Source organism: Catenulispora pinisilvae, from assembly GCF_015356865.1.
Classification (GTDB): Bacteria; Actinomycetota; Actinomycetes; order Streptomycetales; family Catenulisporaceae; genus Catenulispora; species Catenulispora pinisilvae.
Genome location: NZ_JAAFZA010000047.1, coordinates 15,913 through 42,310, shown reverse-complemented (window position 1 = coordinate 42,310; position 26,398 = coordinate 15,913). Strand labels below are relative to the sequence as shown.

The following is a 26,398-nucleotide window of genomic DNA, read 5'->3' as shown; positions in this document are numbered from 1 at the left end:
GATCGTCGAAGCGCTTCGATGGTTCGTCATCGTAGGGGCAGGGCGATGCGCAGAACAACACCTGGAGGAAACTTTGTGGGCGGGCAAGTGGGCGGACAGTGGCCAAAGCGTGCCGAAAGGCCGTGCACGGGGGTCGCGACGATGGTCGGCAATGGTCCGGCGGTGGTCCGGCGGTGGTCCGGCGGTGGTCCGGCGGTGGTCCGGCGGTGGTCCGGCGGTGGTCCGGCGGTGGTCCGGCGGTGGTCCGGCGGTGGTCCGGCGGTGGTCCGGCGGTGGTCCGGCGACGGCCCGCGGCGAGAACAGCGACGTCCACGACAACCGCGACGATGACAGCGAAACCGTTCGACACTACGGTTCTCGATCATGGCCTTCGTCGACATGCCCCTGACAGAGCTCCGCGACTACCGTCCGGACCGCACCGATCCCGCCGATTTCGACGCGTTCTGGACCGCGACCCTTGCCGCCGCCCGCGAATTCCCCCTCGACGCCCGCTTCGAATCCGTCGACACCGGCCTGAGCACGATCGCGGTCGAAGACGTCACCTTCAGCGGCTTCGCCGGACAGCCGGTCAAGGGCTGGCTGCTCCGCCCCGCCACCGCCACCGGACCCCTGCCGGCCATCGTCGAGTACGTCGGCTACGGCGGCGGCCGAGGCCTCCCCCACGAACGCCTGCTGTGGTCCAGCGCCGGCTACGCGCACCTGATCATGGACACCCGCGGCCAGGGCGGCGCCTGGCAGACCGGCGACACCCCGGACGACGGCCCGACCGGCCCCTCGTTCCCCGGCTTCACCACCCGCGGCGTCCTGGACCCCGACACGTACTACTACCGGCGCCTGTACACCGACGCCGTCCGCGCGATCGAGGCGGCCCGAACACACCCGGCCGTGGACCCGACCCGCGTCCTGGTCGCCGGCGGCAGCCAGGGCGGCGGCACCGCGCTGGCCGCCGCCGGACTGGTCGGCGACCTGACGGGCGTCCTCACCGACGTGCCGTTCATGCAGCACATCCGGCACGCGACGGAGAGCACCGACGGGTACCCGTACAAGGAGATCGCAGAGTTCTGCAAGGTCCACCGCGACAAGGTGGAGCAGATCTTCGACACCATCGCCCACGTCGACGGCGTCAACTTCGCGGCGCGCGCCACCGCCCCGGCCCTGTACTCGGTGGCGCTGATGGACGACGTGTGCCCGCCCTCAACGGTCTTCGCCTCGTTCAACCACTACGCCGGGCCGAAGGAGATCGAGGTGTATCCGTACAACGGGCACGAGGGCGGCGGGGCGCATCAGGTTTCGCGGGCGCTCGCGTTCGCGGCGGGGCTTGTCTGAGGGGCGGAAATTGTCTGAGCGGCGGGGCTTGCCTCTACTCCGCCGCCGCAGGCTTTCTGATGCGGTAGACCACACCCGCGCGCAGCGGACCCTCGGGCACCGTCGGGTCGTCGAAGTCGTCGCGCGGATCGTGGGTCATGCCGAGGCGCCGCATCACCGCTTGGGAGCGAACGTTGCCGACGGTCGTCAGCGCCAGGATCTCCGGCAAGTCCAAGGCGTCGAAGCCGAACGCCAGGACGGCCCGGGCGGCCTCGGTGGCGTAGCCGTGGCCCCAGGCCGCCCGGGCCAGCCGCCAGCCGATCTCGACACCGTCGAACGGCATCTCCTCGTCCACCTCGTCCAGACCGGCGAAGCCGATGAACTCGCCGGTCTGGCCCACCTCGACCGCGAACCAGCCGTAGCCGCGCGCGTCGAACTCCTCCTGGAAGCGCGCGACCGACTCATCGCTCTGCTCCCGTGTCATCACCTCGCCCAGGTGCTCCCGGACCAGCGGGTCGGCGTTCATCGCCGCCCAGGGTTCGAGATCTGATTGCTGCCAGCGGCGCAGCAGGAGGCGTTCGGTGCGAAGTTCGGTCACGCAGGACACCCAACGCGATCTTGCGCGTGCAGGCAACTCCGTTATGACATCAGCACTCCCAGCCCGACTTCAACCCGAAAGCGTCAGTAGCATGATCGACGGACCGACAGACCGACAGACCGCTTACCCGAAGGCAGCCCGATGGCAGACTCCACCGACCACGCCCGTATGATCGCTCACTGCTTGACCGATGCCGAGTTCGATGGCGTGCCCGGGTTCTATCGCAACAAGGTACGCGATGCCTACCAGTTGCCCGGTCGACGCCGGCTGCTGATCTCGACCGACCGGCAGTCCGCGTTCGACCGCGTTCTGGCCGATATCCCGCACAAGGGCCAGGTGCTCACCCAGACCGCGCGGTACTGGTTCGACGTCACCGCGGACGTGTGCCCCAACCACGTGCTGTCCTACCCCGACCCCAACGTGGTCCTGGTGAAGGACCTCGACATGTTGCCTCTGGAGATGGTCGTCCGCGCCTACCTCACCGGGTCCACCAACACCAGCCCGTGGCCGATGTACGCCCGCGGCGAGCGAGTGCTCTATGGTCACCGCTTCCCCGAGGGGATGAAGAAGAACCAATCCCTCCCCGAGCCGATCATCACACCGACGACGAAGCCGGCAGAGGGCGGTCACGACGCGCCGACCACCGAGGCCGAGATCCTCAGCACCCAGCTCGTCACGACCGAGCAGTGGCACGAGATGGCGCGCAAGAGCCTGGCGCTGTTCGCCCGCGGCCAGCAGGTCGCGGCGGAGAAGGGCCTGATCCTGGTGGACACCAAGTACGAGTTCGGTCTCGACGAGAACGGGACCGTGGTCATCGCCGACGAGATCCACACCCCCGACTCCAGCCGCTACTGGATCGCGGACTCCTACGAGGAGCGGTTCGCGGCCGGCGAGGAGCCGGACAGCCTGGACAAGGAGTTCCTTCGGCTCTGGATCACCAGCCAATGCGACCCCTACACCGAGCCGATACCGACGATCCCGGACGACACCGTCATCGAGTTCAGCGACAAGTACATCGCGCTCTTTGAGCGGGTGACCGGCCAGACCTTCGAGCGCCCAGACCCGGCGCTCTCAGTCCGCGCCCGCATCCGCGAGGCGCTGGCGCGGGAGTTCCCCGAGCACTTCTAGGCACCGTGGCCCGCGATCAGGGGCGGTGGAGGATCACCGGCGCCAGGCCGGCGATTATCCGCGCGGGCGGTGGCGGCGGCGAGTGGTTTTCGGGCGCGGGGCAGGGCGGGGATGGGGCGGCATCGACGGCATGCCGCTCGGCAGCTCTCCGCTCGGCAGCTCTCCGTTCGGCAGCTCTCCGCGCGCCAGCTCCGTGCTCCCCAACTCCCCGATCGCCGCGACCGTCGCCCCGCTCGTCCGGCAAGCCCATACCGCGGTGCCGGCCTCGACCGTAGCCGTCAGCGGGTGCGTGTTCGGGTGGATCGGGCAGTGGGGCCAGACGGCCGGCTCGCCTGCCGTCCAGAGTGCTTCGACCGCCCATTCCTGCACCTGGTCCGCGAGGTTGGCCAGGGGGTCCGGGCCGGGGCCGCCGAGCCAGATGAGGCCCTGGCCGGAGCCGTCTGGTGCGTAGAGCATGGTCTCATCCGCGGCGTCCACGCGTACCTTCGGCAGCACCGCGTGCTGGGCACGCAGGTCGTGCAGGATCGTCTCCAGTGCCTCGGTGAATTCCGGGTCGGTCATGGGGCTCCGATCGCGCGGTGTCGGCTGGGGCTGGGGTGGAGCTGAGGCTTTGCCGGAACGGCAAGGGTGTTTGGCGGGGCGCGGGCGGGGCGCGCATGATCGCCATGGTACGGGGAGCACGGCGTTCCGAGTCGTTCAGGAGGCAGCATGATGACCAGCTCGCGCCACGACGAGCACGACGAACACGGCCAGCCCGACCACCCCGACCAGCCAGCCCAGCGCCACCGGACCATCACCACACCTGCGGGCCGGCGCATCCACCTGGTCGAGCAAGGCACCGGGCCGCTCGTCCTGCTGATCCACGGCTTCCCAGAAGGCTGGTACTCCTGGCGACGCCAGTTGCCGGCGCTGGCCGAGGCCGGGTACCGGGCCGTGGCGCTCGACGTCATCGGCTACGGCCGGTCGTCGAAGCCTGCGGACCCGGCGGCGTACCGCATGGTCGAGTTGGTCGAGGACAACGCCGCGGTGGTGGCGGCGCTCGGCGAGCGCCGCGCGGTCGTGGTCGGGCACGACTGGGGTGCGACCATCGCGGCGAACACCGCGCTGCTGCGGCCTGACGTGTTCCGTGCGGTGGGGTTGCTGAGCGTCCCCTATGCCCCGCGCGGCGGTCCGCGGCCGAGCGAGATCTTCGCGCAGATGGGCGGTGATGAAGAGTTCTACGTCAGCTACTTCCAGGAGCCGGGCCGCGCCGAGGGGGAGATCGAACCCGACGTCCGTGGCTGGCTTGCCGGCTTCTACGCCGCCCTGTCCGCTGACACCATGCCCGCTCCCGACGCGCCGTCCCCGTACTTCGTGCCCCGAGACGGCGGCCGACTCCGCGACCGGTTCCCCGCCGACCGCATCCCGTCTTGGCTGACCGAAGCCGACCTCGACGTCTACGCCGCGGAGTTCGAGCGCACCGGCACGACCGGCGCGCTCAACCGCTACCGCGCGATGGACCGCGACTGGGAGGACCTGGCCCCCGTGGACGGCGCGCCGATCCCGCAGCCGTCGCTGTTCATCGGTGGCGCGAGGGACGCCTCGATGACCTGGCTGGCCGGGGCGATCGAGGCGTTCCCCACGACGCTCCCCGCCCTGCGCGCGACGCACATCCTGGACGGCGTCGGCCATTGGCTCCAGCAGGAGCGGCCCGACGAAGTCAACAAGCTGATCATAGACTGGCTCGCCACACTCACCACCCTCGCCGACTGACCAGCGACGACGAGAGCGCCTGCGGCGGCGGTGCCTGCGACAGCGACCGCCCCACCGCCGGCAAGTGCTCACAGCTGCGAAGCGCCGCCATCCACCACGAGCTCAGCACCGGTCGTGTACGTGGCGTCGAAGGCCAGGAAAGCGAAGGCCTTGGCGATCTCCATGGGCTCACCGAAGCGCAGCATCGGGTTGTTCACCCGCATCTGCTCCTCCACCTCCGCCCGAGCCGCCTCCGGCAGCACCTTGCCCAGGATGCCGGTGGCGATCGGCCCGGGACTGATGGCGTTGACCCGGATCCCCCGCGGCAGCAGCTCACGGGCCATGCTGCGGGTCAGGGAACGCACCGCGGCCTTGGTGGCGGAATAGATGCTGATCATCTCCAGCCCCTTGACGTTCGCGACCGAGGTGGTCAGCACCACGCCGCCGCCCGGGCGCAGCAGCGGCGCGAGCTTCTGCACGGTGAAGTACGCGCCCTTGACGTTCGTCGCGAACAACTCGTCATGCACGGCCTCGGTCGCCGCCTCGAACGGCACGAACCGGGTGATGCCGGCGTTCACGAACACCGCGTCCAGCGTCCCGAACTCCGCCTTCGCCCGGTCGGCGAGCACGTCGAGATCGTTCCCGTCGGCGACGTCCCCGGCCACCGTCACCGCGTTGTCCCCGAGCTGTTCCCGGGCGGCGGCGAGTGCTTCGGGCCGCCGCCCGGTGATCATCACCCGCGCTCCCCCGGCCGCCAACAGCTGCGCGGTGGCCAGGCCGAAGCCGCTGCTGCCGCCGGTGATGACCACGTTCTTGTCTGCGTATTCGTTCATGATTCGAGTCAACGGCACGCCCCCGGGGACCGTCCAAGACCTGTTCAGGATGGGGTCATGCGGCCCCGGCATGACCGACGTACGCTGGTCGGGTGGATCTGGACCTGCGGCTGGTGCGGTACTTCACCGTCGTGGCCGAGCACGGCGGGCTCGGCAAGGCGGCCGGCGCGCTGCACGTCGCCCAGCCCGCGCTGAGCCGGCAGATGCAGCGGCTGGAGCACCAGGTCGGCGCGCGCCTGTTCGACCGCACGCCACAGGGTGTCAGCCTGACGCGGGCCGGTCAGGAGTTCCTGCCCTACGCGCAAACCCTGCTGCGCACAGCGGAACGCGGCCTGTCTGCGGCTCGAACCGCACCCGCCGGCACGATCGTGATCGGGCACCTGGGCGACCTCGTGATCACCCCGGCGGTCCGGGAGCTGCGTCGGCTGCATCCCGGCGCCCTGATCCGCACCCGGCATCTGGACTGGCGCGAGCTGGACGCGCTGTCCGAGCGCCGGGTGGACGCGCTGGTGACCCGCTTGCCATTGCCGATGCCAGCAGCGGCGCCGACACCCGCGCCAGCACCGATGCCAGGGCCAACACCAGGGCCGATGACTGCTGACCGGCTGCGCGTGACAGTGCTCTACGACGAGCCGCGGGTGGCGGTGCTGCCGGCGGGGCATCGGCTGGCCGGCAAGGACACGATCGCCGTCGCCGATCTCGTCGACGAAGACCTGGTCGCGTGCGAACACACGCCGACGATCTGGGGTGTGAGTCGGAGCGCGGCCGGGCCGATCGTGCCGCCGAGCGCCGAGGACGGTTACGAGGACAAGCTCGAACTGGTCGCGAGCGGGGACGCCGTCGCGATTCTGCCGGCCGGGGATCGACGCATCGCTTTACGGAGCGAGGTGGTGACGGTTCCGGTCACCGGCATCGAGCCGTGCCGGGTGGTGGCCGTGACGCACGCCGACGATGACTCGGTGCTGGCGGACGCGTTCCATCGGGTCGCGGCGCAGACGCTCCGGGACCCGATGGGGCTTTGAGCTCCGACGCGACTTTGAGCTCCGACGGCGCTGTTGGTCTGGTTCTGTTCCTCCATGTACACGGGATTACGGTGCGCTAGGCGAGAACCGACACGCTATGCAGGAAATGGTTCATCAAGTCGCGCGGCACTACTGGAAGCAAGACATTTGCGGCGAACTCAGGGAACGCCGGGCGTGATCGCCGAGTCCGCCGGGTTCGCCGCGTCTGTCGAGTTCGCTGAGTCCGCCGCGTCCGCCGCGTAGGCGACCGCTTGCTCCCACGACGGCTGCGCGGCCGTCCCGCCGACCTCCCGCGTGGACAACGCCCCGCACGCGCAGCCGATCGCGAGCGCCCGGTCCAGATCGTCGCCGTTCAGCACCGCGGCCAGGAATCCGGCGTCGAAGCTGTCGCCGGCGCCGACGGTGTCGACCGGGTCGAGCGGGGTGAGGCGCGCGCTGTGGAGCTCGGTGCCCTTACGGGCCGTCGCTCCGTCGCGACCGCGTTTGACGACCGGTGTGACGACCCCCGCTTTGACGAAGCCGGCCAGCGCTTCGTCCACGGTCGCGGTGCCGGTCAGGGCCAGGGCTTCGGCTTCGTTGGGGAGGACGTAGTCGCAGGCTTCGAGCAGACCGGGGGTCAGGTGCCAGTGGCCGGACGGGTCGTGGTTGGTGTCCATGGAGCAGGTGGCATCGGTGGTGCGGAACAGGTCCGGCAGGCGGGCGGCCAGGGCTGGCTGGAGGAAGTAGGACGCGGCGTGGATGTGCCGGGCCGGAGGCAGCTGCCGCGGGTCGAAGGCGGCCAGGCAGCCGGGGGCGGTGAGGATGGCGCGGTCGCCGTCGGGGCCGTCGAGGCAGACGGTCAGGGCGGTGGGCAGGTCGGGGTGGCGGGTGACGGCCGCGATGTCGACGCCGGCCGAGGTCAGCACGTCGAGGACGAAGTCACCGGCGGCGTCGCGGCCCACGGCGGCGGCCAGCGCGGTGGACAGGCCCAGGCGCGCGGCACCGTGCGCGACGATGGCCGCGGACCCGCCGAGGGCCAGGGCGCCGGACGTCACCAGGGTCTCGGCCTGGCCGTAGGGCGGGACCGGCGGGGCGCCGGCGAGCAGGACGTCGGGGTTCGCGTCGCCGACGACGAGGAGGTCGAAGGTGGTCACCGCGGTCCTCGCGCGGACCCGAGATCAGTCCCCCTCACCGAGCACCTCCCGCAGCCAACGGACTGCGCCGCAGCGGCTCCGGCAACACCTCGCGGTGTGCCTCGACCATCGCGTCGCACAGCGTCCAGATCTCCTCGACCGTCAGCGCCGCGGCCGTCGCCGGGTCGGCCATCGCCGCGTGCCGGATGTGCCGCGGGTCGCCCTCCACCGCCGCGGCGACCACCAGGTCGACCACGTTCAGGAAGTGCCGGTTCGGCGCCGCCAGCTGCACCGGCAGGTCCCCGACATAGTGCGGGTGCACGCCCAGCCGGTCCAGGGTGGCCGGGACCTCGACCGCCGCGCCCGGCGGCAGGTTGGTGATCAGGCCGGTGTTGGCCGTGTTCACCTGGATCGTGCGCTGGGTGCCGGTGACCAGGCTGTGGATGACCTGCGGGGCGTACTCCGCGGCGTCGCTCTCCCACCCGTCGGCCGGCGCGGCGCCCTCGGCCACGGCGGCCCGCAGCGCCGCGTACTCGGCCAGGTTCTCGGCGCTGATGGCCACGTAGTCGCCGACCGGGATCCGCAGTCGGGCGATCTCGCTGTCGTGACCGAGGTACCAGGGCACGTATTCGGACGAGTGCTCGCTGGTCTCGGTCGGGTAGTAGCCCAGCCGCCGGTACATGTCGACGCGCACCCGGCGCGCCAGGTCCGGCCGGGCCGCGATCGCGGCGTCCAGCTCCGGGTACAAGTCCCGCCCCTGGTGCTGCCAGCGCAGGATCCAGGCCTGGTGGTTGACGCCGGCGGACAGGACATCGACCTCCTCGTGCGGGACGCCGATGATCTCGCAGAGCCCGCGCACCGTCCAGTACACCGAGTGGCACAGGCCCGCGACCTTCAGCCCCGGCGCGATCCGGCTCAGGTACTGGATGTTCATGGCCATCGGGTTGGTGTAGTTGAGCAGCCAGGCGTCCGGGCAGACCTCGGCCATGTCCGCCGCCAGGGCTCGCAGCACCGGAAAGGTGCGCAGAGCCCGGAAGATGCCGCCCACGCCGAGGGTGTCGCCGATCGTCTGCCGCAGGCCGGAGGCGGCCGGGATCTCGAAGTCGGTGACGGTGGCCGGGTGGCCGCCGACCGCGATCATGTTGACCACGACGTCGGCGCCGGCCAGGGCGGCACGGCGGTCGGTGGTGGCGGTGACCGTCGGCTTGGCGCCGAGGGTCTGCGCGGCGCGGTCGGCCAGGGCGGCGGCGACCTGGAGGCGCTCGGGGTCGATGTCGTGCAGCGCGATGGCCACGCCGGACAGCTCGGGGAAGGAAAGGATGTCGTGCAGCAGCTGCCGGGTGAAGACCACTGAGCCGGCGCCGACGAAGGCGATGCGGAACACGCGGGATTCTCTTTCAGGATCGGGCGGCGGACGAGGGAGCCGGGGAGGAAACGGAGGAAGCCGGGGAGGTCGCCGGGGACGACGAGGCCTTGGCCGCGGCGGCGTCGTGCGGGCGCAGGATCACCGAGCGGGTCAGGTGCCGCGGGGCGTCCGGGTCCAGGCCACGGGCCGCGGCCAGTTCCAGGGCCAGGCGCTGCGCCTGGATCAGTGAGGCGAGCGGGTCGAGGTTCTGCTGGACCCACAGCCCGCCGGTGACGCCGACCTGCTCGGCCAGGCCCTCGGGCGCGGCGCCGAACATCCAGACCGCCGACTGCTCGTCGGTGATCGCGATCGGGCCGTGCCGGTAGTCCATGGCCGGGTACGACTCGGACCACGCCAGGGCCGCCTCACGCATCTTCAGCGCGGCCTCGGCGGCCAGGCCGGTGGTCCAGCCCGCGCCCAGGAACGTGAACTGGACGCGTTCGGCGACCCCGGCCGGAAGCGGTTCGCTGACCGCCCGCTGAGCGTCGGCGATGGCCCCGGACAGGTCTTCGCCGAGATGCGCACGCAGCAAGGCCAGCGTGGTGGTCGCGAACCGGGTCTGGACCACCGAGCGCTCGTCGGCGAAGTCCAGCACGACCGACGTGTCGGCGAGCGCCGGCGCCGGGGAGTCGGCCACGCCGGTGATCAGCGTGGTCGGCACCGTGGCGGCGGCCAGGACGTCCAGGATCTCGGTGGTGGTGCCGGACCGGCTCAGGGCCAGTATCCGGTCGTAGGCGCGGCCGGCGGGCAGTTCGGAGGCGGTGAAGGCGTCGGTCTCCCCGGCCCCGGCGGCCTCGCGCAGGCCGGCGTAGGCCTGGGCCATGAACCAGGAGGTGCCGCAGCCGACGACGGCGACGCGTTCGCCGGGTTCGGGCAGGCCGGCCGCCGACGGGGCCAGGTCGGCGGCCCGCTGCCAGCTGCGCGGCTGGTCGGCCAGTTCGGCGGTGACGAAGGAAGGCATGGGACTGGGACTCCGTTCGAGCAAGGTTTCTGTTTCGAGCAGGGGGTCTGTTTCGGACCGGGTGTCTGTTCGCTGGTTCAGCCTTTGAGCCCGGACATGCTCATCGTCTGGACGAACTGCCGCTGGGCGATGAGGAAGCCGATGATCAGCGGCGCGGTGGCCACGACGTTGCAGGCCATCAGCTCCTGCCAGTCGATGTGGTGCGCGCCCTGGAAGTTGACCAGGCCGAGCTGGATGGTGAACTTCGACGGGTCGTTGATCGCGATCAGCGGCCACAGCAGGTCGTTCCAGGAGTTGAGCAGCGTGAACACCGCCAGCGTGGCCAGCGCCGGCCGGGCCAGCGGCAGCACGATGCGGAAGAAGACGCCGAAGGTGGTCAGGCCGTCGATGCGGCCGGCCTCCTCCAGGTCCTTGGGCAGCGACAGGAAGAACTGCCGCATCAGGAACACGCCGAAGGCCGAGGTCAGGAACGGCACGAAGGCCGCGCCGAGGGTGTCGATCAGGCCCAGGTGCGAGAACATGAAGTAGGTCGGGATCATCAGCATCTGGGTCGGGATCATGATCGTGGCGACCAGTGTCACGAAGGCCACGGTCCGACCCCGGAAGGACAGCCGGGCGTAGGCGTAGCCGCCCAGCGAGCACAGCACCAGGTGGCTGACGATCGCGATGCCGGAGACGATCGCCGAGTTCAGCATCCACCGCCCGACCGGGGCGTCCCGGAACAACCGCACGTAGCCGCTGATGTGCAGCGCGGACGGGATGAAGCGCGGCGGGAAGCGGTTGATGTCGGCGTTGGAGGTGAACGAGGCCAGGAGCATCTGCGCCAGCGGCAGCAGGAACACCAGGGACAGCGGCATCAGGAGCAGGTGCCAGCGGCTGAACTTCCGGCTCATCAGAAGGCCTCGATCTTGCTGCGCCGGGCGTACGCGAACAGCCCGAGGGTGATGATCAGGGTGCCGCCGAACAGCGTGTAGGCGACGGCGGACCCGTATCCGTAGCGAGACAGGTTGAACGCCTGGTTGTAGATGAAGTACACGATGGTCTGGCTGGCCCCGAGCGGGCCGCCGTGGGTGGTGGTCAGCACCAGCTCGAAGATCTGCAGGACCGAGATCGTCTCCCAGACCCCGACGAACACGGTGACCGGCGCCAGGCTGGGCAGGATCACGTGCCGGAACTGCTGCCAGCGGTTGGCGCCGTCGATCCGGGCCGCCTCCAGGCAGTCGGTCGGGATGTCCTGGAGCGCGGCGAGGTAGACGATGACGGAGAACGCCAGGTCGGTCCACAGGTAGATCAGGGCGATGACCCACATCACCTCGTGCCGGTCGGCCAGGAAACCCTGCCGCGGCAGGTGCAGAACCCGCAGCAGGTTGTTCGCCAAGCCGAACTGCTGGTCGAACACGAAGTTGGCGAGGATGCCGGTGGCCGCGGCCGAGACCACCAGCGGGACGAACAGCGCGGTCCGGTAGAAGGAGATGAAGCGGATCTTCCGGTTCAGCGCGATCGCCAGGAACATGCCCAGGCACAGCACGACCGGGACGTACAGGACGGTGAACAGGACCGTGTGGTTCACCGCCGACTTGAAGTCGGCGTCCTTGAGTAGCAGGCGGTAGTTGTCCCAGCCGATCTGGCGGGCCGGGGTCAGGCCGTTCCAGTGCTCGCGGGAGATCAGGAACGCCCAGGCCGCCGGGAACAGGGTCAGGGCCAGGATGATCAGGGTCGCCGGGGCGGCGAAGGACCAGCCGGTGAGGTTGGCCACGACCCGGCGGCGGCGCGCGGTCCACTTGGGTTTGGCCGCCGGGGCGGGCTCATCCGGCGTGGTGCGTCGGTCGCGCCGGCGGACGACGTTGGCGCCGGACTTCTCGTGGTCGGAGATCAGGATTCCGTGTTTCATCGGCGCGACCCTCAATCCGCTTGAGCCAGCGCGACGTCGGCGGCCTTCGCCGCGTCCTTCAGCGCCGATTGCGGATCACCCTGGCCTTGCAGCACCTTGGCGATCGCTTGTCCGACCGCCTGGGACAGGCCGACGTAGCCGGGGACCGTGGGCCGGGCGGTCGTGGCGTTCTTCAGGTTGTCGAAGAGGGTCTGCGCGCCGGGGTACTGCTTGGCGTAGTCCTGGAACTCCTGGCTGTCGGACTCGCTGCTGCGCAGCGGCAGGTTGCCGGTGGCCAGGTTGAACTTCGGGTCGACCTGGGCCGAGGTCAGCCACTGCGCGAACTGGTAGGACCAGTAGGCGCGGTCGGCGTCGTGGTGGTCGTACAGGGTCCAGATGTCCGGGCCGGAGATGGTCTGGTGGTCGGTGCCGTCGAAGGACGGCAGGTAGGTGACGCCGTAGTCCAGGTTCGCGGCGACGTTGTCCGAGAGCTGCCACGGGCCGCTCATGATCATGCCGATCAGGCCGGACTTGAACAGGTCGGCGTACTTCTGGTCGTCCTGCGAGAGGTACACGGACTTGTCGTCCACGGCCATCTGCTGAAGGAACGTCAGCGCGGCCACCCCGGCCGGGGAGTCGAACTCCGATTTGGTGCCGTCGGAGTTCACGACCGTGCCGCCCTTCTGCCACAGCAGCGGCCAGAAGTGCCAGGTGGTGTCCTCGGTGCCGGAGACGGAGTAGGCGGTGCCGTACACGTTCTTGGCCGGGTCGGTGAGCTTCTTGGCCGCGGCCCGGAAGTCGTCCCAGGTCCAGGTGTTGGTCGGCGGGGCCACCCCGGCGGCGGCGAACAGCTTCTTGTTGTACATCAGCGCCAGGTTGTCCACGACCGCCGGGAAGCCGATGACGTGCCCGTTGGGGGTGGCGGTCTGGCGGGCGGCCGGCGGGAACTCGTCCCACTTCACCGCCGGGTCCTTGACCTTGTCGGTGATGTCCAGGGTGCGGCCGGACAGCTGCATCTGGGTGGCCCAGCTGCCGAAGTTGTAGGAGATGTCCGGGTAGGTGCCGCTGGTGAAGGCGGCGGTCAGCTTGGGCAGCAGCTGGTCGGTGGTCGGCGCGCCGGGCGAGATGTCGATGGTGACGTTCGGGTGCGCGTCGTGGAACTGCTTGGCCAGCCCCTCCAGCAGCTTCTCCGGGCCGACGTCCTGCCCGGTCCACACGGTGATGGTGACGGCCTTCGCCGGATCCGCCGGTGCCTTGGCGGAGGACGAGGAGGACGACGAGCAGGCGGACGTCAGCGCCAGCGCGGCGACGCTGAGGGCCGCCGCGGCCGGGCGCAGGGCGGCGCCCGCCGTTCTTGCGCCGTTTCTTGGATGCACGGGAAGACCTCCAAGACGAGGGAGAAGGAGATGGGGGTGGGGGTCATTCAAGGCCCGCGCACACCGAACTCACAAGATCCGCGCAGGTTTCGCTCACCACCGGTGCGCGAAGACGCGCGGATCCGGGCGGATCCGGGCCTGGGCAAGTGCTTGGCAGCGTCCGGGGGCACGCGTAGCATCAGGGGGCGTCGCAGTGGAAACGCGACGTCAGAGGTACGCCCATCCGGTATGCCGGCGCCCGCCGCGAGTCCGGACCGAGTCGCCAGGACCGCGCACGACGCGTGCGGTTTCCGAGGCGGGGTCGTGCCCACCAGCACTGTGGAGCTCACCATGAGCCTCATCGATGCCCGAGCGTTGATCCATCCCCGGCAGTCAGTCAGTCCCGGACCCCGTTCGTCGCAGTAGCGGGTCCGGCGATGACTGAGTCTCAATTGCAGAACACGCACATGCCGGTGCAGGACAAGCACGCACCGGCCATGCACCGCTCCGACCGCGTCACGGCGATCCTGGACCGGCTGGCCTACGGCGGCACCGTGGACGTGGCCACGGCCGCCCGCGAACTCGGCGTCTCGGTGGCGACCATCCGCCGCGACCTGACCCTGCTGGACGACCAGAACCTGCTGGTCCGCACGCGCGGCGGCGCCGTGGGCCGGGACATCGCCTACGAACTCCCGGTCCGCTACCGCGACAACCACGGCCGCGCCGCCAAACAGGCCATCGCCCGCATGGCACTGCGCGCCCTGGCCCCGGGCCGCCACGTGGTCGCCGTCAACGGCGGCACCACCACCAGCGAGGTGGCCCGCCTGCTGGCGACCCGCACCGAGCTGACGGTGGTCACCAACGCCCTGAACATCGCCGGCATCCTGGTCAACCGCCCGAAGGTGAAACTGGTGGTCACCGGCGGCGTGGCCCGCTCCAACTCCTACGAGATGGTCGGCCCCTGGGCCGAGACCATCGTGGGCCGCTTCAACGTCGACACCGCCTTCATCGGCATCGACGGCATCAGCGCCGCCAGCGGCCTGTCCACCCACGACGAGGTCGAGGCGCACACCAACGCGGTCATCATCGGCCGCGCACAACGCGTCGTGGTGGTCGCGGACGGATCGAAGATCGGCCGCACACACCTGGCGCACGTGGTCGGCCTGGACGCGATCGACCAACTGGTGACCGACTCCAGCGCGGACCCGGCGGAGTTGCAGGCGATCGCGGCTCAGGGGGTGGCGGTGCGGATCGCCGAGCCGGCGCGGCGGTGATATCGCCACAGCGATCAGCGCTCTTGCGCTCAGCAGGCGCTTGACCAGCGATCGGCCGCCAGCCCCGGTTCCGAGGCTGGCGGCCGATCAACCATTGCCGTCCCACTCACCGTCCTGTTCAGCAGCTAGCGCTGAACTCGCTGTGCGCATCCAACCCGGTCGCCGCCCGGTAGGCCGCGAACCCGGTGTACGTCTTCCCCTGCCAGCCCCACTGCGCCGTGGTGGCACTCGCGGCGGCGGCCGAGTAGCGGTTGTCGTCGACCTTGTCGCCCTTGCCCGACGTCGAGCGGGCGACGGTGCCGACCAGCAGCGTGCCGGGGCCGGCGGCGCAGATCGTGTTGCCGGTGATGGTGTTGCCGCTTTCGTGGAACTGGATCAGGAACTCCGGTGAGCCGTCGTGGTCGGTGTTGTTGTCGCGCAGCACGTTGTCGGTGAACGTGTTCGCCGATGAGGTGCCGGTCTGGACGCCGCCACAGTCCTGTTGGCCGTCGCAGTAGCCGCCGGTGGTGATGCCGACGTAGCGGCTGTCGGTGACCGTGTTGTGGTCGACGTTCACGTGGTCGGCGGCGCCGCGGGCGTTCTCGGCGGCCACCTCGATGCCGATGTCGTCGGTGTGCGCGGTGTTGCCGGTGATGGCGATGTGGGTGCCGCCGTCGACGTAGAGGCCGTCGGCGCAGTTGCACCAGCCGCTGGAAGACCAGTAGGCCGGGTTGCCCTCGGACTTGATGTTCTCGACCGTGTTGCCGCTGATCACGCCGTTGCGGGCGCGGTTGAGGTCGGTGTAGCGGTAGGCGGGCGGCAGGGTCTGCTCGAAGCCGATGGCGTCGATGCCGATGTTGTTGTCGTCGTGGATCCGGTTGCCGGTGATGCGCCAGCCGTCGACGTTGCCGTTGACCACGACCGACTCGCTGGCCCCGAGAACGAGGTGGTCCACCTCGTTGTCGGCGATGCTCAGGGTGCTGATGGACCGCTTCGGGTTGTCGCCGTACGCGGCGATCCCGTGCGCGTTCATGTCCATGCTGCCCAGCGTGCCGTTGTCGTTGCCCATGGCGTGCACGTGGTTGCCGCTGACCGTGACGCCGGTGTCGCCGCCGTGCACGTAGACGCCGATCGGCATCGCGGTGATGTCGCTGGTGCGGTAGCCGGTGATGTCCAGGCCGTGGACGGTGACCGAGGTGCTGTCGGCGATGTCGACCATCGCGGAGCGGACGCCGGTCGGGACGGCCAGCTTGGACCCGTCCAGGACGGGGTGCTCGCCGGGGGCAGCGGTGACGGTGATGTCGGTGACGCCGTGCAGGCTGATCCGCTGCGCGTACGTACCGCCGCGCACGACGACCGCACCGCTGCCGGAGGACAGTGCGGTGATCGCGTGCTGGATCGTGGCGAACGGGGCGCCTTCGGTGCCGGTCGCGGAGTCGGATCCGTTGACGGCGACGTAGACAGTGGAGGTACCGGCCGCGTGTGCGGTCGCCGGCAGCATGACGGCTGCCGGGCCGAGCGCGCAAAGGGCCGCGATGGCCAGGGCTTGTGGCTTCATACCGCCCAGAGCGTGCGGTCCGGACCCGGCGGAGTCAACGAAAACTCAACCTGATTGAGCGAATCGGCCCAGTCGCTCACCGGCGCTGCTTGTTTCCCGCGCTCTCCTCGACGCTGCCAGATGGCCACTGCTAAGAATCGGCGCAAACACGAGAACGCCCCCACTTCTCGAGGAGGAATCATGTTCCTGACTCCATCCGCCAAGCGCCTCGCGTCGGCGGCCGCCGGCCTGGCCCTGGCCGCCGCCACGACCGCCGTCCTGGCGCCGTCGGCCGGCGCCGCGCCGTCCGCGGCCACGGCCACACGGTCGGCGAGCGCCACGCCGACCCCGCCGAGCCCGGTCTCCTGTTCCGACTGCTGGCAGCCGGACGTGCAGACGTCCTGGAACTGGGTCATCTCCACGGTGCCGACCGCGCCCTACCGCAACGTCCAGATGTACGACGTGGACGGCTTCAACAACACCGCCGCGAACGTCTCCGCGCTGCACGCGGCCGGGATCAAGGCCGTCTGCTACCTGTCCGCCGGCACCTACGAGAACTGGCGCCCGGACGCCTCACAGTTCCCGTCCTCGGTCCTGGGCAGCGGCAACGGCTGGCCGGGCGAGAAGTGGCTGGACATCCGCGAGATCCAGAAGTCGAACAGCGTGCTGCGCACGATCATGGACGCCCGGCTGGACATGTGCCGGCAGAAGGGCTTCGACATGGTCGAGCTGGACAACGTCGACGGCTACACCAACAGCACCGGCTTCCCGCTGACCGCCGCCGACCAGCTCTACTTCAACGCGACCCTGGCCAACGACGCCCACTCCCGGGGCCTGAGCGTGCTGCAGAAGAACGACGACGAGCAGATCCCGCAGCTCCTCCCCTACTTCGACGGCGCCCTGAACGAGCAGTGCAACCAGTACAAGGAGTGCACCACCGCGCAGAACGGCGACTACGGCTACGACCAGTACGTCGCCGCCGGAAAGCCGGTGTTCCAGGCCGAGTACAACCTGGCGACGTCGAAGTTCTGCTCCGCCGACAACACGAACGACTTCAACGGCGTGCGGTTCGACCTCAACCTGGACGACAAGACGTTCGAACCCTGCCGCTGACGCAGGGCGAGGCAGGGGCAGGGCAGGGTTAAGGCCGGAGTTGGGGCCAGAGTTAAGGCCGGAGTTAAGGCCAGAGGTAGGGCTGGAGCTAAGGACACGCTCGCATTCCCTTACCTGCGCCCGAATCCGCCCGGTATATCAGTAATCTCACGGTATGTTGCCCCTGATCGTCTCCAGCCTGGCCGTGCTGCTGGCCTGGACCTTCGCCGCCCGTCGCCTGGCCCGCTGGCATATCTCCGGCCCGTTGGTCATGGTGGCGGGCGGCATCGTCGCGGGCCTGATCCTCGGGGACGGGTTCGCCTCGAACCTGGACACCCACATCGCGGAACGGATCGTCGAGCTGGTCCTGGCCGTGCTGTTGTTCGTCGACGCCACCGTGGTCCGCGACGGATTCCTGGCCGGCGAGCGGGGCACGGTGCTGCGGCTGCTGTTCGTGGCGCTGCCGATGATGGTGGCGGCGGCGTTCCTCGTCGGGCTGCCGCTGCTGCCGACGCCGTCGTGGGCGGTGGTGTTCGTCATCGCCTGCGTGGTGATGCCGCTGGACTTCGCCAGCGCGCCGCACCTGCTCAAGGACCGAAACCTGCCGCTGTGGGTGCGGCACGTCCTGGCGATCGAGAGCGGCTACAACGACGGTCTGTTCTCCCCCGCGTTCGCCTTCGGCATCCTGGTGATCGGTGAATCAGGGCACGGCGGCGCGCCGACCACCGCGCTGCGGCAGGCCTTTCCGGCCGCGGCCTACGCGGTGCTGGTCGGGGTCGGGTTCGGTGCCGTCACCGGCCTGGCCCTGCGCCAGGCCGAGCGGGTGCGCTGGTCGAGTGCGGAGTCGGTGGGGATCGCGGCGCTGCTGCTGCCGATCGTGACGTACTCGATCGCGGTGGCCGTGGGCGGGAACGGCTTCGTGGCGGCGTTCCTCGCGGGCATCGCCTACAAGCTGGGCCGGGCCGGGCTGCGCCGCTCGCACGACACCGACATCGCGCACACCGACACCCAGGCCAAAACTGACAGCGGCACCGCGACCGGCACCACCAACAAGGACAACACCGAGACCACCGGCATCTCCGAACACGAATTCGCCACCGTCGAGGCGCTGGGCACCGTCGCGTCGCTGATCGTGTGGTTCGTGTTCGGCGCGGTCGCGGTCCTGGTGTGCCGGACCGGCGTGCCGGGGTCGGCGATCCTCTACGGCGTGCTGGTGCTTACGGTCGTGCGCATGGTCCCGGTGTATCTCGCGATGCTGGGCACCACCGCGTCGTGGCTGGACCGCACGCTGCTCGGCCTGGTCGGGCCGCGCGGCACCACCTCGATCGTGTTCGGCCTGCTCGCCTTCAACGCCGTCCGCGACGAGGACGCGGACTTGGCGCTGAGCACGATGACGATCGTGCTGGTCGGGAGCCTGGTGCTGCACGGGGTGGCGGTGCCGGTGGCCGCCCAGCGGCTGCGCAGGAGTACGGCCGGCCCGCCGGACGGCGACGAACCGGCGCCGGCGTAGACACGGCGATGACCGGGACGAACACCCCGACCGAAGGCCAGGGCCTGATCGCGGTTCCCCGATCAGCGGTTCCTCGATCAGCCGTTCCCCGATCAGCTGGTCCCCGACCAGCCGAGCCGGCCGGTGGTCAGACCGGCCAGTCCGGCCCGAACCGACTCGGTGGCCTCGTCGGCGAAGACCTCGCTCGCCCCGGCTTCGAGCGCGTCCAGGACGCGGCGGACGATGTCGTCGGGTGCTGATTTGTCGACGTCCTTCAGCTCGGCGATCATCGGGGTGTCGACGTAGGCGAAGTGCGCGCCGAGGACCTGCGTGCCCTGGCCGTCCAGCTCCAGGCGCAGGGAGTTGGTCACGCCCCAGAACGCGGCCTTGCTGGAGCTGTAGGCCCCGGGCCAGGCCAGCCAGCTCATGACCGAGTGGATGTCGACGACCGCGCCGCCGCCGTTGGCCGCCAGGAGCGGGGCGAAGGCCCGGACCAACGCGAGCGGGGCGAAGACATTCGTCTCGTAGGTCTGACGGATCGCGGCCATGTCCTCGGCCAGCAGCGACCGCGGGCCGCTGATCCCGGCGTTGTTGACGAGCACGGTGACGTCGCGCGCCGCGGCCGCCGCGGCCTCGACGGCGGCCGGGTCGACGACGGCGCTGGACCTGGCGCACGTCGGGTGCGGGGCGAGCGTGGAGGTGTCGGTGACGTGCCGGGAGCACCACGAGGTGGGCTTCGAGGAGGTCGAGCTGATGGATCGGGCCGATTAATCCGGCCCTGGAGCCAGGTGCCGATCCCGTGGAAATCAGTGGTGCCGGCTTCAGGTCGGCCAATACGCTCGCTGCCATGCTGTCCACTCCGCGGCTGGGCGAGCGCCCGGCAACCTCCGACGACGGTCCGCACCGCCAGTTGGACCAGCGATCGAGTCCTGACCTGTGGGGCCGTCTGGTCGCGCGGACCTTCGCCCTGCCCGATGTCGTCGAGGGCCACAGCCAGGTCTCACCGGCCTCGTCCAGAGCGGTGTTCCTGACTGATCGGCACGAGGAACGTGCCCCGGAGACGTCGCTGGCGCCCGGAAAGCGTCTGGAGCCGGTGCATCTGCACGGCGTCGAGGACACCAGTGTCCACCTCGTGCTTCCACCGGAGCGCGGCCGGGAACTGGGGCGTCTCGGCTGGGCCGAGGCCCATCAGTATGCCGACTTCGGGACCGAGTTCATGGTCTACGGCCCTCGTTCCGACGACGAGCTGGACGCCGTTGTCTCGATCATCGCGGAGAGCCTGGCCTTCGCGCGCGGCCAACGCTGACCGCGCAATGCCGACCGCACCACGCTGACCGCGCGATGCTGCCGCACAACGCTGACCGTTTTCCCCCGCCCGTCTCAGTAATCGCCTTCCCGACTCCCCCGCGAAGCGCTCTCCACGAGCACGTCCCCGGCGGCCGTCCGGTAGTAGAGCACTGATCTGCCCGAGCGCCGGCGCCGGACCAGGTCCGCGTCCAGCAGAACCTTGAGATGCCGGCCGACCGAGCCCAGTGGCTGGCCGGTCAGCGTTACCAGGTGGGTGGTGCTCTTCGGCGCGGTCAGTAGCAGCAGGATCGTCGCGCGGTTCGTGCCGAGCAGGCGGGCCAGCGGCTGGGGGGCGATGGTGGTGCCGACGTCGGCGAGGGCGCCGGTGCAGGGGTAGATGATCGCGTAGCGGGGGGTTGTGTCCCAGGTGACCCAGCCTCGGCCGGGGGTCACGGGCGCGAAGTAGAGGCGGGCGCCGGTGGTTTGGCGGGGTGGGAAGTCGTGGAGGTTGATCTGCAGGCGGCCGTCGCCGAGCCAGCGCATGCCGGGGCGCATGTCGTTCAGGGCCGCGGCCCAGCCCGCATGGCTGAGGTGGGCGGTGCGGGAGACGATGTCCGCTTCCATCAGTCGGCGGCGGCGTTCCCAGGTCGGGGCGACGGTGTGGGTCCAGACCCAGGCCAGGATGTCGGCGAGGCGGGCGGCGAGGTCGGGGCGGTCGAGTGCGGGCGGGAGCGGGCCGCCGGAGGAGACGATCAGTTGCTCGCGGGCCTCGGCCGGCGGGGTGCCGCGGACGATGTCCAGTTCCTGCTCGAACGTCCGGTCGCCGATCGGCACCGGTGCCAGCAGGTCCGCGATCCAGTGGGTGCGGGCGCCCATCGCCGCGTCGAGTAGCGGGCCGGTCAGCGGGTCGGCCTCCACCATGGCGCGGTAGGCGGCGCGGTGTTCGTCGAACCAGGCCTTCTCCGCCGGGTGGGAGGTGGTCGCCCGGTAGAGGGTGTGCAGGCAGGCGTGGGCCTCGGACAGCGGCGAGACCACGAAGCGGCCGCTCGCCAGCGTGTCGGTGTCGACCAGCCACCAGCCCATGGTTTCGCCTCCACGCGAAACTGTACCGGCGGTGGCCCGGGCGCTTCCACACTGACGGGCATGCGGACGTACCGACAGCTCTTCGCGACCCCCGAGTTCCAGCCCCTGTTCTTCACCAGCCTGGCCCAGATCGCCGCCCAGACGGTCAGCGGCCTGGCGCTGAGCACGCTCATCTACGCCGCCACCGGCTCCCCGCTACTGTCGGCGCTGAGCATGTTCGGCCCGAGCCTGGCGCAGGTGATCGGGGCGACCGCGCTGATGTCGGCCGCGGACCTGATCCCGCCACGCGCGGCGATGTCCGGGCTGGCGCTGGTCTTCGCGGTCGCGACCGCCGCGCAGGCGATTCCGGGGCTGCCGATCGCGGCGTCGTTCGGCATCTTGTTCGTGATCGGCGTCCTGGCCTCGGTCGGCGGCGGCGTGCGTTACGGGCTGCTGAACGAGATCGTGCCGAAGCAGGGGTATCTGATCGGCCGCTCGGTGTTGAACATGGCGGTCGGCACGATGCAGATCTGCGGCTACGGGCTCGGCGGCGCGCTGCTGGCCGCGCTGTCGCCGCGGGCCACGCTGCTGGTCGGCGCGGGCCTCTACCTGGCCGCGGCCGTCGTCGCCCGGTTCGGGCTCAGCGGACGGCCGCAGCGGGCGACCGGGCGTCCGTCGGTCGCCCAGACCTGGCGGAACAACGCGGCCCTGTGGGCCTCGGCGCCGCGCCGCTACGTGTTCCTCGCCCTGTGGGTCCCGAACGGGCTGATCGTGGGCTGCGAATCGTTGTTCGTCTCGCTGTCGCCACGCCACGCCGGTGTGCTGTTCGCCGGCGCCGCGTTCGGGATGCTGCTCGGCGACATCACGACCGGCCGGTTCCTGCCCGCGCGGTGGCGGCGGGTGCTCGGTGCTCCGCTGCGGCTGCTGCTCGCGGTGCCGTACCTGGTGTTCGCGCTGCACCCGGGGATACCGGTGGCGGCGGTGGCCGTGATGCTCGCGTCGATCGGATACGCGGCGAGCCTGCTGTTGCAGGAGCGTCTCATGGCCCTGACTCCGCACGAGCTCAGCGGGCAGGCCCTCGGGTTGCAGTCTTCGGGGATGCTGACGATGCAGGGGGTGGGAGCGGTCGTGGCCGGCGTGCTCGCCCAGTGGTCCTCGCCGGCCGCGGCCATGACGACCATGGCGGTGTTGTCGGTGCTGGTGACGTTGAGTCTGGCTCGGGGGCTGCGCGCCGAGCCGTCGGTCGGCGAGGCGCCGGTCGGCGAGGCGCCGGCGGCCGAGCCGCAGGCACCTCGTCGCGCCGCCCCTGCGAACGTAGGCTGACGTCGGCTCGTTCCGATGGACGCCGCCACACGCCTCATCTTCGGATCCGTCCGAAGAACCTGGCCCGCAGCCGGTCGAGCAGGATCGCGGCGCCGAGCACCGCGCCTTGCACGACGGTCTGGTAGTAGGTGTTCACGTGCAGGGCGAGCAGGCCGTTGGCGATGAACTCCAGGAGGATCGCGCCGGCCGCGATGCCGACCATGCGCCCCTCGCCGCCGAACAGGGACACGCCTCCGACCACGGCCGCGGCGATGGCGGTGAGTTCCCAGCCGCTGCCGACCGAGGGGTCGGCGACGTTCATGCGGCCGATGACCAGTACCCCGACGACGCCGGCCAGGACCGCGCTGGCGACGTAGGCGCTGGTGACGCGCCGGGCGACGGGGATGCCCGCCAGGCGCGCCGCCTCCTTGTTGCCGCCGACCGCGTATATCTGGCGGCCCACGTAGGTCCGTTCCAAGGCGAACCAGGCGATCACCACGGCACCGAGGAAGAACAGCGCGGGCACCGGCACCCGGCCGATGTAGTACTGACTCAGGTTGCTGAACAGCGGCGCGATCCCGTTGATCGGCGTGCCGGTGGTGATGGCCAGCGCCAGGCCCTGGGCGACGGTGTACGTGACCAGGGTGATCACGAACGGCGGCACGTTCAGCCGGGTCACCATGACTCCGTGCCAGAACCCGACCCCGGCGCAGATCAGCAGGGTCAGCAGGACCGCCAGCGGCGCGGGCAGGCCCTGGTTGACGTTGAACCAGGCGGTCAGGATGCCCGCGAGGCCGGCCAGCGCGCCGACCGACAGGTCGATCCCGCCGGTCAGGATGACCACCGACTCCCCCACCGCCAGGATCCCGACCTGCGCCAGGTCGCGCCCCATCACCTGGAGGTTGCCGACCGAGGTGTAGGTCGGGGCGTTGGCCGCGATGACCGCGAACACCAGGACGCAGGCGATGATGACGCCGGCCTCCGGTGATTCGGCGAGCTTGCGGAGCACGCGGGTGAGGGCGGCGGGTGCGCCGCGCGGTGGCGCGTCCTCGGAGGTCAGGGTGCTCTGTGCCGTCATGATGCGTCTCCGTGTTCTGGCACGTGTTCTGACACGTGTTCTGGCGCTTGTTCCGGCCCTAGTTCCGGCCCCGGTTCCGGCCCGCCGCCCGGGACCGCCACGATCGGGGCGGTGCCGGCCGCGGCCGTCATGATGCGTTCCTTGGTGGCCTCGGCCCGGTCGATCAGGTCCACCAGCCGGCCGTGGTTCAGCACCGCGATGCGGTGGCAGATCCACAGCAGCTCCTCCAGCTCCGAGGACGCGACCAGGACCGCCATGCCGCGCTCGGCGGCCCGGTCGATGAGCTCGTAGATCTCGGCCTTGGCCCCGACGTCCACCCCGCGCGTGGGCTCGTCGAGCAGCAGCAGCCGCGGGTCGGTGGCGAAGGCCCGGCCGAAGATCGCCCGCTGCTGGTTGCCGCCGGACAGCGCGCCGATCGGCTGGTCGACGCTGCGCATGCGGACGTTGACGCTGGCGGTGATGCGTTCGGCCTCGGCCCGCTCGCGCCTGGGCCCGAGCAGGCCGCGGGTGCTGATGCGGCGCAGGATCGGGATGGTGACGTTGGACCGGATCGGCGCGAACACCACCAGGGACTGCTCCTTGCGGTCCTCGGGGATCATCGCGATGCCCGCGGCCGTGCCGTCGCCGGGGTCGTGCGGCCGGTAGCGGGAACCGGCGATCGTCATCCGGCCGCCGGTGGCCGGTTGCGCTCCGGCGACCGTGTGGATCAGGCGGCTGCGACCGGAGCCCATGAGCCCGGCCACGCCGACGATCTCGCCGGCGTGCAGGTCGAGGTCGACCGGGCCGAGGCCGTCGGCGGTCAGGTCGCGCAGGGAAAGCAGCACGGGGGCTCCGGTCGGTTCGGCCTTGGGCCGGGCATGGGCCACCTCGCCGCCGACCATCTCCCGGATCAGCCGCTCCTCGCTCGCCTCCTCAGGGGTCAGATCCGCGACCAGCCGGCCGTTGCGCAGGACCAGGATCCGGTCGCTGACCTCGCGGACCTCGTCGAGCCGGTGCCCGATGAACAGCACCGTGCCGCCGCGCGCGGCCAGTTCCCGGGCCAGGCGCAGGACGTGCGCGCCCTCGACCGGACCGAGCGAGGACGTCGGCTCGTCCAGGATCAGCAGCCGGGGCCGGCGGCCCCAGGCCTTGGCGATCTCGATCATCTGCCGGGTCGGGACCGGGAGCGTGCGGACCTGACGGCCGACCGGGACCGCGCCGGCGGGCAGGCCGATCTCGGCCAGCATCTCCACCGCCTCGCGGCGCAGCGCCGGCCGGTCGACCAGCAGGCGTCGCCGGGAGCGGCGCGGACGTCGGCCCAGCAGCAGGTTCTCGGCCACGGACAGCTGCCCGACCAGCGGGAACTCCTGGGAGACCAGCGCGATTCCGAGGGCCGCGGCGGCCTCGGTCGAGCCGGGCGCCAGCGGCTTGCCGCCGATCGAGATGTCGCCGCCGTCCCGGCGTACGGATCCGGCCAGCGTTCCCATCAGGGTGGACTTGCCGGCGCCGTTCTCGCCGACCACGCCGACCACCTGGCCGGCGTGGAGGTCGAGTTCGGGGAGGTCGAGGACCCGGACCGGGCCGTAGGACTTGTGGACGTCCCGCAGCCGCGCGGTGACCTCGCCGGCGGGGACCTCGCGCGTAGTAGCCGCGCTGGCAGGGGCTTCACGCCCAGTGACGTCGCGCGCAGCGACTTCGCTGGCGGGGATGCCGTCCGGCGGCGGCCGGTCGTCGGGAGCCGGCGTGTCGTCGAGGACCGTCATCGTCAGCTGATCCCGAGCTGCGCCTCAAGCGCCTGGTAGGCGGCCAGGTCGGAGGAGGTGACCAGGCCGACGCCGGAGCTGAGCGTGGAGCCGTCGGACTCCAGGTAGGGCTTGATGATCGCCATCGTGGCGTCCTTGCCCAGGGCCTTCTCGGCGGCGAGGATGTAGGCGCCGGTGTAGCCCTGTTGATACGGCATCTGCACGACCGTGCCGGAGATGACACCGGACTTGATGAAGCCGAGCGTCTGGGCGTCGGTGTCGTCGGAGACGATGTGGACGCTGCTGGTCTTGCCCGCCGACTGGACCGCCTGGGCCAGCGCCGGGCCGTCGTAGGAGTAGACCCCGTAGAGGCCGTTGACGTCGGGGTTGTTGGCCAAGATGGTCTCGGCGTCGGAGGTCGCGGTGGCCGCCGACAGGTTGTCGTTGACCTTCTGCACGACCGTGATGGACGAACCCTGCAATCCGTCCTCGAAGCCCTGGATGCGCTGGGTGGCGTTGGCGGCGGTCAGCGAGCCCACCAGGACCGCGACCTTGCCCTTGCCGCCCAGGACCGCCTTCATCGCCTCGCCGGCCTGCTTGCCCGCGGTGTAGTTCGGGGTGCCGAGGTAGAGGGAGGCGGCGTCGGTGCCCGGCAGCGGGGAGTCGATGGCCAGGACGCTGATGCCGTGCTGGACGTCGGTGTGGATGGTGCCGGCCGCCGAGGTCGGGTCGATCGCGGAGATCGCGTAGCCGGTGACGCCTTGCGAGCGCAGGGTCTCCATCTCGGAGTTCTGCTCGGTCAGCTTGCCGTTCGGCGGCGCGTAGTAGGTGCAGTGGGAGCTGGACAGGCCGAGCTCGGAGCAGGCCTTCTGCCAGCCGACTTGTCCGGCCTTCCAGTAGTCGGCGGCGACGTTCACCACCATCGCGATGTTCAAGCCGGACAGGGCCTTGCCGGCCAGCGCGCCCTTCAGGGCGACGTCGAGCTTGGCCAGGTTGTCCTGGTTGAAGGTGACGGTGCCGGTCAGCGCGGCGGGCGGGGTCGAGGAGCCGGACCCGGCGGAGTTGCCGGAAGAGCCGGTGTTCGAGCTGGACGATCCTGACGCGTTCTTCGAGCAGGCCGCGGCCGAGGCCACGAGGAGCGTGGCCGCGAGGGCGGCGGTGATGCGGTGTCTGCTGGTGCTCATCGTCGTTCAGGTCCTTTCCGGAGGGGAGTTGGCTGGCGCGTGTTAGCGGTAACACTTCGGGGCGAGTGGGAAC

Annotated in this window: 25 protein-coding genes; 10 read left to right on the top strand and 15 right to left on the bottom strand. The window is 70.5% G+C overall.

The window, feature by feature from the left end:
• Positions 1 to 363: 363 nt before the first annotated feature.
• Positions 364 to 1,326: an acetylxylan esterase gene (locus IZR01_RS15620; RefSeq protein WP_194924284.1), complete on the top strand. Its 963-nt coding sequence runs from the start codon at positions 364 to 366 to the stop codon at positions 1,324 to 1,326.
• A 34-nt stretch (positions 1,327 to 1,360) separates the two neighbouring features.
• Here IZR01_RS15620 and IZR01_RS15615 read toward each other — a convergent pair whose 3' ends face one another.
• Positions 1,361 to 1,903 (bottom strand): GNAT family N-acetyltransferase, encoded by a 543-nt coding sequence (locus tag IZR01_RS15615; RefSeq protein ID WP_194924283.1) that lies wholly within the window; start codon positions 1,901 to 1,903, stop codon positions 1,361 to 1,363.
• A 168-nt stretch (positions 1,904 to 2,071) separates the two neighbouring features.
• Between IZR01_RS15615 and IZR01_RS15610 the strand changes: the two genes are divergently transcribed.
• Entirely contained in the window at positions 2,072 to 3,031 is a 960-nt protein-coding gene (locus tag IZR01_RS15610) for a phosphoribosylaminoimidazolesuccinocarboxamide synthase (RefSeq protein ID WP_228559569.1), read from the top strand.
• 54 nt (positions 3,032 to 3,085) lie between these two features.
• On the opposite strand, the gene IZR01_RS15605 is transcribed toward IZR01_RS15610, so the two are convergent.
• Positions 3,086 to 3,592, bottom strand: a complete 507-nt coding sequence (locus IZR01_RS15605; RefSeq protein WP_194924281.1) for a hypothetical protein — start codon at positions 3,590 to 3,592, stop codon at positions 3,086 to 3,088.
• A 147-nt stretch (positions 3,593 to 3,739) separates the two neighbouring features.
• On the opposite strand from IZR01_RS15605, the gene IZR01_RS15600 reads away from it, so the two are divergent.
• Complete coding sequence (locus tag IZR01_RS15600) at positions 3,740 to 4,783, top strand: alpha/beta fold hydrolase (RefSeq protein WP_228559554.1); 1,044 nt, start codon at positions 3,740 to 3,742, stop codon at positions 4,781 to 4,783.
• A gap of 68 nt (positions 4,784 to 4,851) precedes the next feature.
• On the opposite strand, the gene IZR01_RS15595 is transcribed toward IZR01_RS15600, so the two are convergent.
• Positions 4,852 to 5,595 (bottom strand): SDR family oxidoreductase, encoded by a 744-nt coding sequence (locus tag IZR01_RS15595; RefSeq protein WP_194895069.1) that lies wholly within the window; start codon positions 5,593 to 5,595, stop codon positions 4,852 to 4,854.
• 92 nt (positions 5,596 to 5,687) lie between these two features.
• Between IZR01_RS15595 and IZR01_RS15590 the strand changes: the two genes are divergently transcribed.
• Entirely contained in the window at positions 5,688 to 6,617 is a 930-nt protein-coding gene (locus tag IZR01_RS15590) for a LysR family transcriptional regulator (RefSeq protein WP_194924280.1), read from the top strand.
• 158 nt (positions 6,618 to 6,775) lie between these two features.
• Here IZR01_RS15590 and IZR01_RS15585 read toward each other — a convergent pair whose 3' ends face one another.
• The 6 genes from IZR01_RS15585 to IZR01_RS15560 all read right to left on the bottom strand — a co-directional run bounded on the left by IZR01_RS15585 (position 6,776) and on the right by IZR01_RS15560 (position 13,341).
• Positions 6,776 to 7,750 (bottom strand): carbohydrate kinase family protein, encoded by a 975-nt coding sequence (locus IZR01_RS15585; protein WP_194924279.1) that lies wholly within the window; start codon positions 7,748 to 7,750, stop codon positions 6,776 to 6,778.
• A 34-nt stretch (positions 7,751 to 7,784) separates the two neighbouring features.
• On the bottom strand, positions 7,785 to 9,113 hold the full coding sequence (gene melA, locus IZR01_RS15580; RefSeq protein ID WP_194895067.1) for an alpha-galactosidase: 1,329 nt from the start codon (positions 9,111 to 9,113) through the stop codon (positions 7,785 to 7,787).
• A gap of 13 nt (positions 9,114 to 9,126) precedes the next feature.
• Positions 9,127 to 10,095, bottom strand: a complete 969-nt coding sequence (locus tag IZR01_RS15575; protein ID WP_194924278.1) for an SIS domain-containing protein — start codon at positions 10,093 to 10,095, stop codon at positions 9,127 to 9,129.
• A gap of 77 nt (positions 10,096 to 10,172) precedes the next feature.
• On the bottom strand, positions 10,173 to 10,988 hold the full coding sequence (locus tag IZR01_RS15570; RefSeq protein WP_194895065.1) for a carbohydrate ABC transporter permease: 816 nt from the start codon (positions 10,986 to 10,988) through the stop codon (positions 10,173 to 10,175).
• The gene (locus IZR01_RS15565) at positions 10,988 to 11,986 is read right to left on the bottom strand and encodes a carbohydrate ABC transporter permease (RefSeq protein ID WP_194924277.1); all 999 of its coding nucleotides are present in this window, start codon (positions 11,984 to 11,986) and stop codon (positions 10,988 to 10,990) included. The genes IZR01_RS15570 and IZR01_RS15565 overlap by 1 nt, the downstream gene beginning before the upstream one ends.
• An 11-nt stretch (positions 11,987 to 11,997) precedes the next feature.
• Positions 11,998 to 13,341, bottom strand: a complete 1,344-nt coding sequence (locus tag IZR01_RS15560) for an ABC transporter substrate-binding protein (protein WP_194895063.1) — start codon at positions 13,339 to 13,341, stop codon at positions 11,998 to 12,000.
• A gap of 416 nt (positions 13,342 to 13,757) precedes the next feature.
• On the opposite strand from IZR01_RS15560, the gene IZR01_RS15555 reads away from it, so the two are divergent.
• Complete coding sequence (locus IZR01_RS15555) at positions 13,758 to 14,594, top strand: DeoR/GlpR family DNA-binding transcription regulator (protein ID WP_228554764.1); 837 nt, start codon at positions 13,758 to 13,760, stop codon at positions 14,592 to 14,594.
• 118 nt (positions 14,595 to 14,712) lie between these two features.
• Here the strand turns inward: IZR01_RS15555 and IZR01_RS52365 are convergent, their stop codons facing one another.
• Positions 14,713 to 16,131, bottom strand: coding sequence for a right-handed parallel beta-helix repeat-containing protein (locus IZR01_RS52365; protein ID WP_194924276.1), 1,419 nt, complete (start codon positions 16,129 to 16,131; stop codon positions 14,713 to 14,715).
• Between the two features lie 180 nt (positions 16,132 to 16,311).
• On the opposite strand from IZR01_RS52365, the gene IZR01_RS15545 reads away from it, so the two are divergent.
• Both IZR01_RS15545 and IZR01_RS15540 read left to right on the top strand, forming a co-directional pair.
• Entirely contained in the window at positions 16,312 to 17,223 is a 912-nt protein-coding gene (locus IZR01_RS15545; RefSeq protein ID WP_194924275.1) for an endo alpha-1,4 polygalactosaminidase, read from the top strand.
• Between the two features lie 154 nt (positions 17,224 to 17,377).
• A complete protein-coding gene (locus IZR01_RS15540; RefSeq protein WP_194895060.1) occupies positions 17,378 to 18,712 on the top strand; it encodes a cation:proton antiporter in 1,335 nt (444 codons plus the stop codon).
• 92 nt (positions 18,713 to 18,804) lie between these two features.
• Here IZR01_RS15540 and IZR01_RS15535 read toward each other — a convergent pair whose 3' ends face one another.
• Positions 18,805 to 19,293 carry an SDR family NAD(P)-dependent oxidoreductase gene (locus tag IZR01_RS15535; RefSeq protein WP_323747014.1) on the bottom strand — a complete coding sequence of 163 codons (489 nt, stop codon included), beginning with the start codon at positions 19,291 to 19,293 and terminating at the stop codon, positions 18,805 to 18,807.
• Between IZR01_RS15535 and IZR01_RS50550 the strand changes: the two genes are divergently transcribed.
• Both IZR01_RS50550 and IZR01_RS15530 read left to right on the top strand, forming a co-directional pair.
• Positions 19,238 to 19,462, top strand: a complete 225-nt coding sequence (locus IZR01_RS50550; protein WP_228559552.1) for a hypothetical protein — start codon at positions 19,238 to 19,240, stop codon at positions 19,460 to 19,462. The genes IZR01_RS15535 and IZR01_RS50550 overlap by 56 nt on opposite strands.
• 76 nt (positions 19,463 to 19,538) lie before the next feature.
• Positions 19,539 to 19,997 carry a luciferase domain-containing protein gene (locus IZR01_RS15530; RefSeq protein WP_228554763.1) on the top strand — a complete coding sequence of 153 codons (459 nt, stop codon included), beginning with the start codon at positions 19,539 to 19,541 and terminating at the stop codon, positions 19,995 to 19,997.
• A gap of 74 nt (positions 19,998 to 20,071) precedes the next feature.
• Here IZR01_RS15530 and IZR01_RS15525 read toward each other — a convergent pair whose 3' ends face one another.
• Positions 20,072 to 21,061, bottom strand: a complete 990-nt coding sequence (locus IZR01_RS15525) for a transcriptional regulator (protein ID WP_194924274.1) — start codon at positions 21,059 to 21,061, stop codon at positions 20,072 to 20,074.
• A gap of 60 nt (positions 21,062 to 21,121) precedes the next feature.
• Here IZR01_RS15525 and IZR01_RS15520 point away from each other — a divergent pair, with 60 nt between their 5' ends.
• The gene (locus IZR01_RS15520; RefSeq protein ID WP_194924273.1) at positions 21,122 to 22,363 is read left to right on the top strand and encodes an MFS transporter; all 1,242 of its coding nucleotides are present in this window, start codon (positions 21,122 to 21,124) and stop codon (positions 22,361 to 22,363) included.
• A 34-nt stretch (positions 22,364 to 22,397) separates the two neighbouring features.
• Here IZR01_RS15520 and IZR01_RS15515 read toward each other — a convergent pair whose 3' ends face one another.
• The 3 genes from IZR01_RS15515 to IZR01_RS15505 are packed head-to-tail and all read right to left on the bottom strand — an operon-like array spanning position 22,398 to position 26,325.
• Positions 22,398 to 23,420: an ABC transporter permease gene (locus IZR01_RS15515; protein WP_194895055.1), complete on the bottom strand. Its 1,023-nt coding sequence runs from the start codon at positions 23,418 to 23,420 to the stop codon at positions 22,398 to 22,400.
• The gene (locus IZR01_RS15510) at positions 23,417 to 25,162 is read right to left on the bottom strand and encodes a sugar ABC transporter ATP-binding protein (RefSeq protein ID WP_194924272.1); all 1,746 of its coding nucleotides are present in this window, start codon (positions 25,160 to 25,162) and stop codon (positions 23,417 to 23,419) included. Before IZR01_RS15510 ends, IZR01_RS15515 begins: the two co-directional genes overlap by 4 nt.
• A gap of 2 nt (positions 25,163 to 25,164) precedes the next feature.
• Positions 25,165 to 26,325 carry a substrate-binding domain-containing protein gene (locus IZR01_RS15505; protein ID WP_194895053.1) on the bottom strand — a complete coding sequence of 387 codons (1,161 nt, stop codon included), beginning with the start codon at positions 26,323 to 26,325 and terminating at the stop codon, positions 25,165 to 25,167.
• Positions 26,326 to 26,398 lie beyond the last annotated feature (73 nt).

Excerpts from the sequence above, each read along its gene's own strand:
- IZR01_RS15605 (WP_194924281.1), bottom strand. The coding sequence starts at position 3,592 with ATGACCGACCCGGAATTCACCGAGGCACTGGAGACGATCCTGCACGAC.
- IZR01_RS15530 (WP_228554763.1), top strand. The coding sequence starts at position 19,539 with ATGCTGTCCACTCCGCGGCTGGGCGAGCGCCCGGCAACCTCCGACGAC.
- IZR01_RS15545 (WP_194924275.1), top strand. The coding sequence starts at position 16,312 with ATGTTCCTGACTCCATCCGCCAAGCGCCTCGCGTCGGCGGCCGCCGGC.
- IZR01_RS15620 (WP_194924284.1), top strand. The coding sequence starts at position 364 with ATGGCCTTCGTCGACATGCCCCTGACAGAGCTCCGCGACTACCGTCCG.
- IZR01_RS15565 (WP_194924277.1), bottom strand. The coding sequence starts at position 11,986 with ATGAAACACGGAATCCTGATCTCCGACCACGAGAAGTCCGGCGCCAAC.
- IZR01_RS15505 (WP_194895053.1), bottom strand. The coding sequence starts at position 26,325 with ATGAGCACCAGCAGACACCGCATCACCGCCGCCCTCGCGGCCACGCTC.
- IZR01_RS15510 (WP_194924272.1), bottom strand. The coding sequence starts at position 25,162 with ATGACGGTCCTCGACGACACGCCGGCTCCCGACGACCGGCCGCCGCCG.
- IZR01_RS52365 (WP_194924276.1), bottom strand. The coding sequence starts at position 16,131 with ATGAAGCCACAAGCCCTGGCCATCGCGGCCCTTTGCGCGCTCGGCCCG.
- IZR01_RS15540 (WP_194895060.1), top strand. The coding sequence starts at position 17,378 with ATGTTGCCCCTGATCGTCTCCAGCCTGGCCGTGCTGCTGGCCTGGACC.
- IZR01_RS15525 (WP_194924274.1), bottom strand. The coding sequence starts at position 21,061 with ATGGGCTGGTGGCTGGTCGACACCGACACGCTGGCGAGCGGCCGCTTC.
- IZR01_RS15570 (WP_194895065.1), bottom strand. The coding sequence starts at position 10,988 with ATGAGCCGGAAGTTCAGCCGCTGGCACCTGCTCCTGATGCCGCTGTCC.
- IZR01_RS15515 (WP_194895055.1), bottom strand. The coding sequence starts at position 23,420 with ATGACGGCACAGAGCACCCTGACCTCCGAGGACGCGCCACCGCGCGGC.
- IZR01_RS15610 (WP_228559569.1), top strand. The coding sequence starts at position 2,072 with ATGATCGCTCACTGCTTGACCGATGCCGAGTTCGATGGCGTGCCCGGG.
- IZR01_RS15600 (WP_228559554.1), top strand. The coding sequence starts at position 3,740 with ATGATGACCAGCTCGCGCCACGACGAGCACGACGAACACGGCCAGCCC.
- IZR01_RS15595 (WP_194895069.1), bottom strand. The coding sequence starts at position 5,595 with ATGAACGAATACGCAGACAAGAACGTGGTCATCACCGGCGGCAGCAGC.
- IZR01_RS15555 (WP_228554764.1), top strand. The coding sequence starts at position 13,758 with ATGACTGAGTCTCAATTGCAGAACACGCACATGCCGGTGCAGGACAAG.
- IZR01_RS15520 (WP_194924273.1), top strand. The coding sequence starts at position 21,122 with ATGCGGACGTACCGACAGCTCTTCGCGACCCCCGAGTTCCAGCCCCTG.
- IZR01_RS15575 (WP_194924278.1), bottom strand. The coding sequence starts at position 10,095 with ATGCCTTCCTTCGTCACCGCCGAACTGGCCGACCAGCCGCGCAGCTGG.
- IZR01_RS50550 (WP_228559552.1), top strand. The coding sequence starts at position 19,238 with ATGTCCTCGGCCAGCAGCGACCGCGGGCCGCTGATCCCGGCGTTGTTG.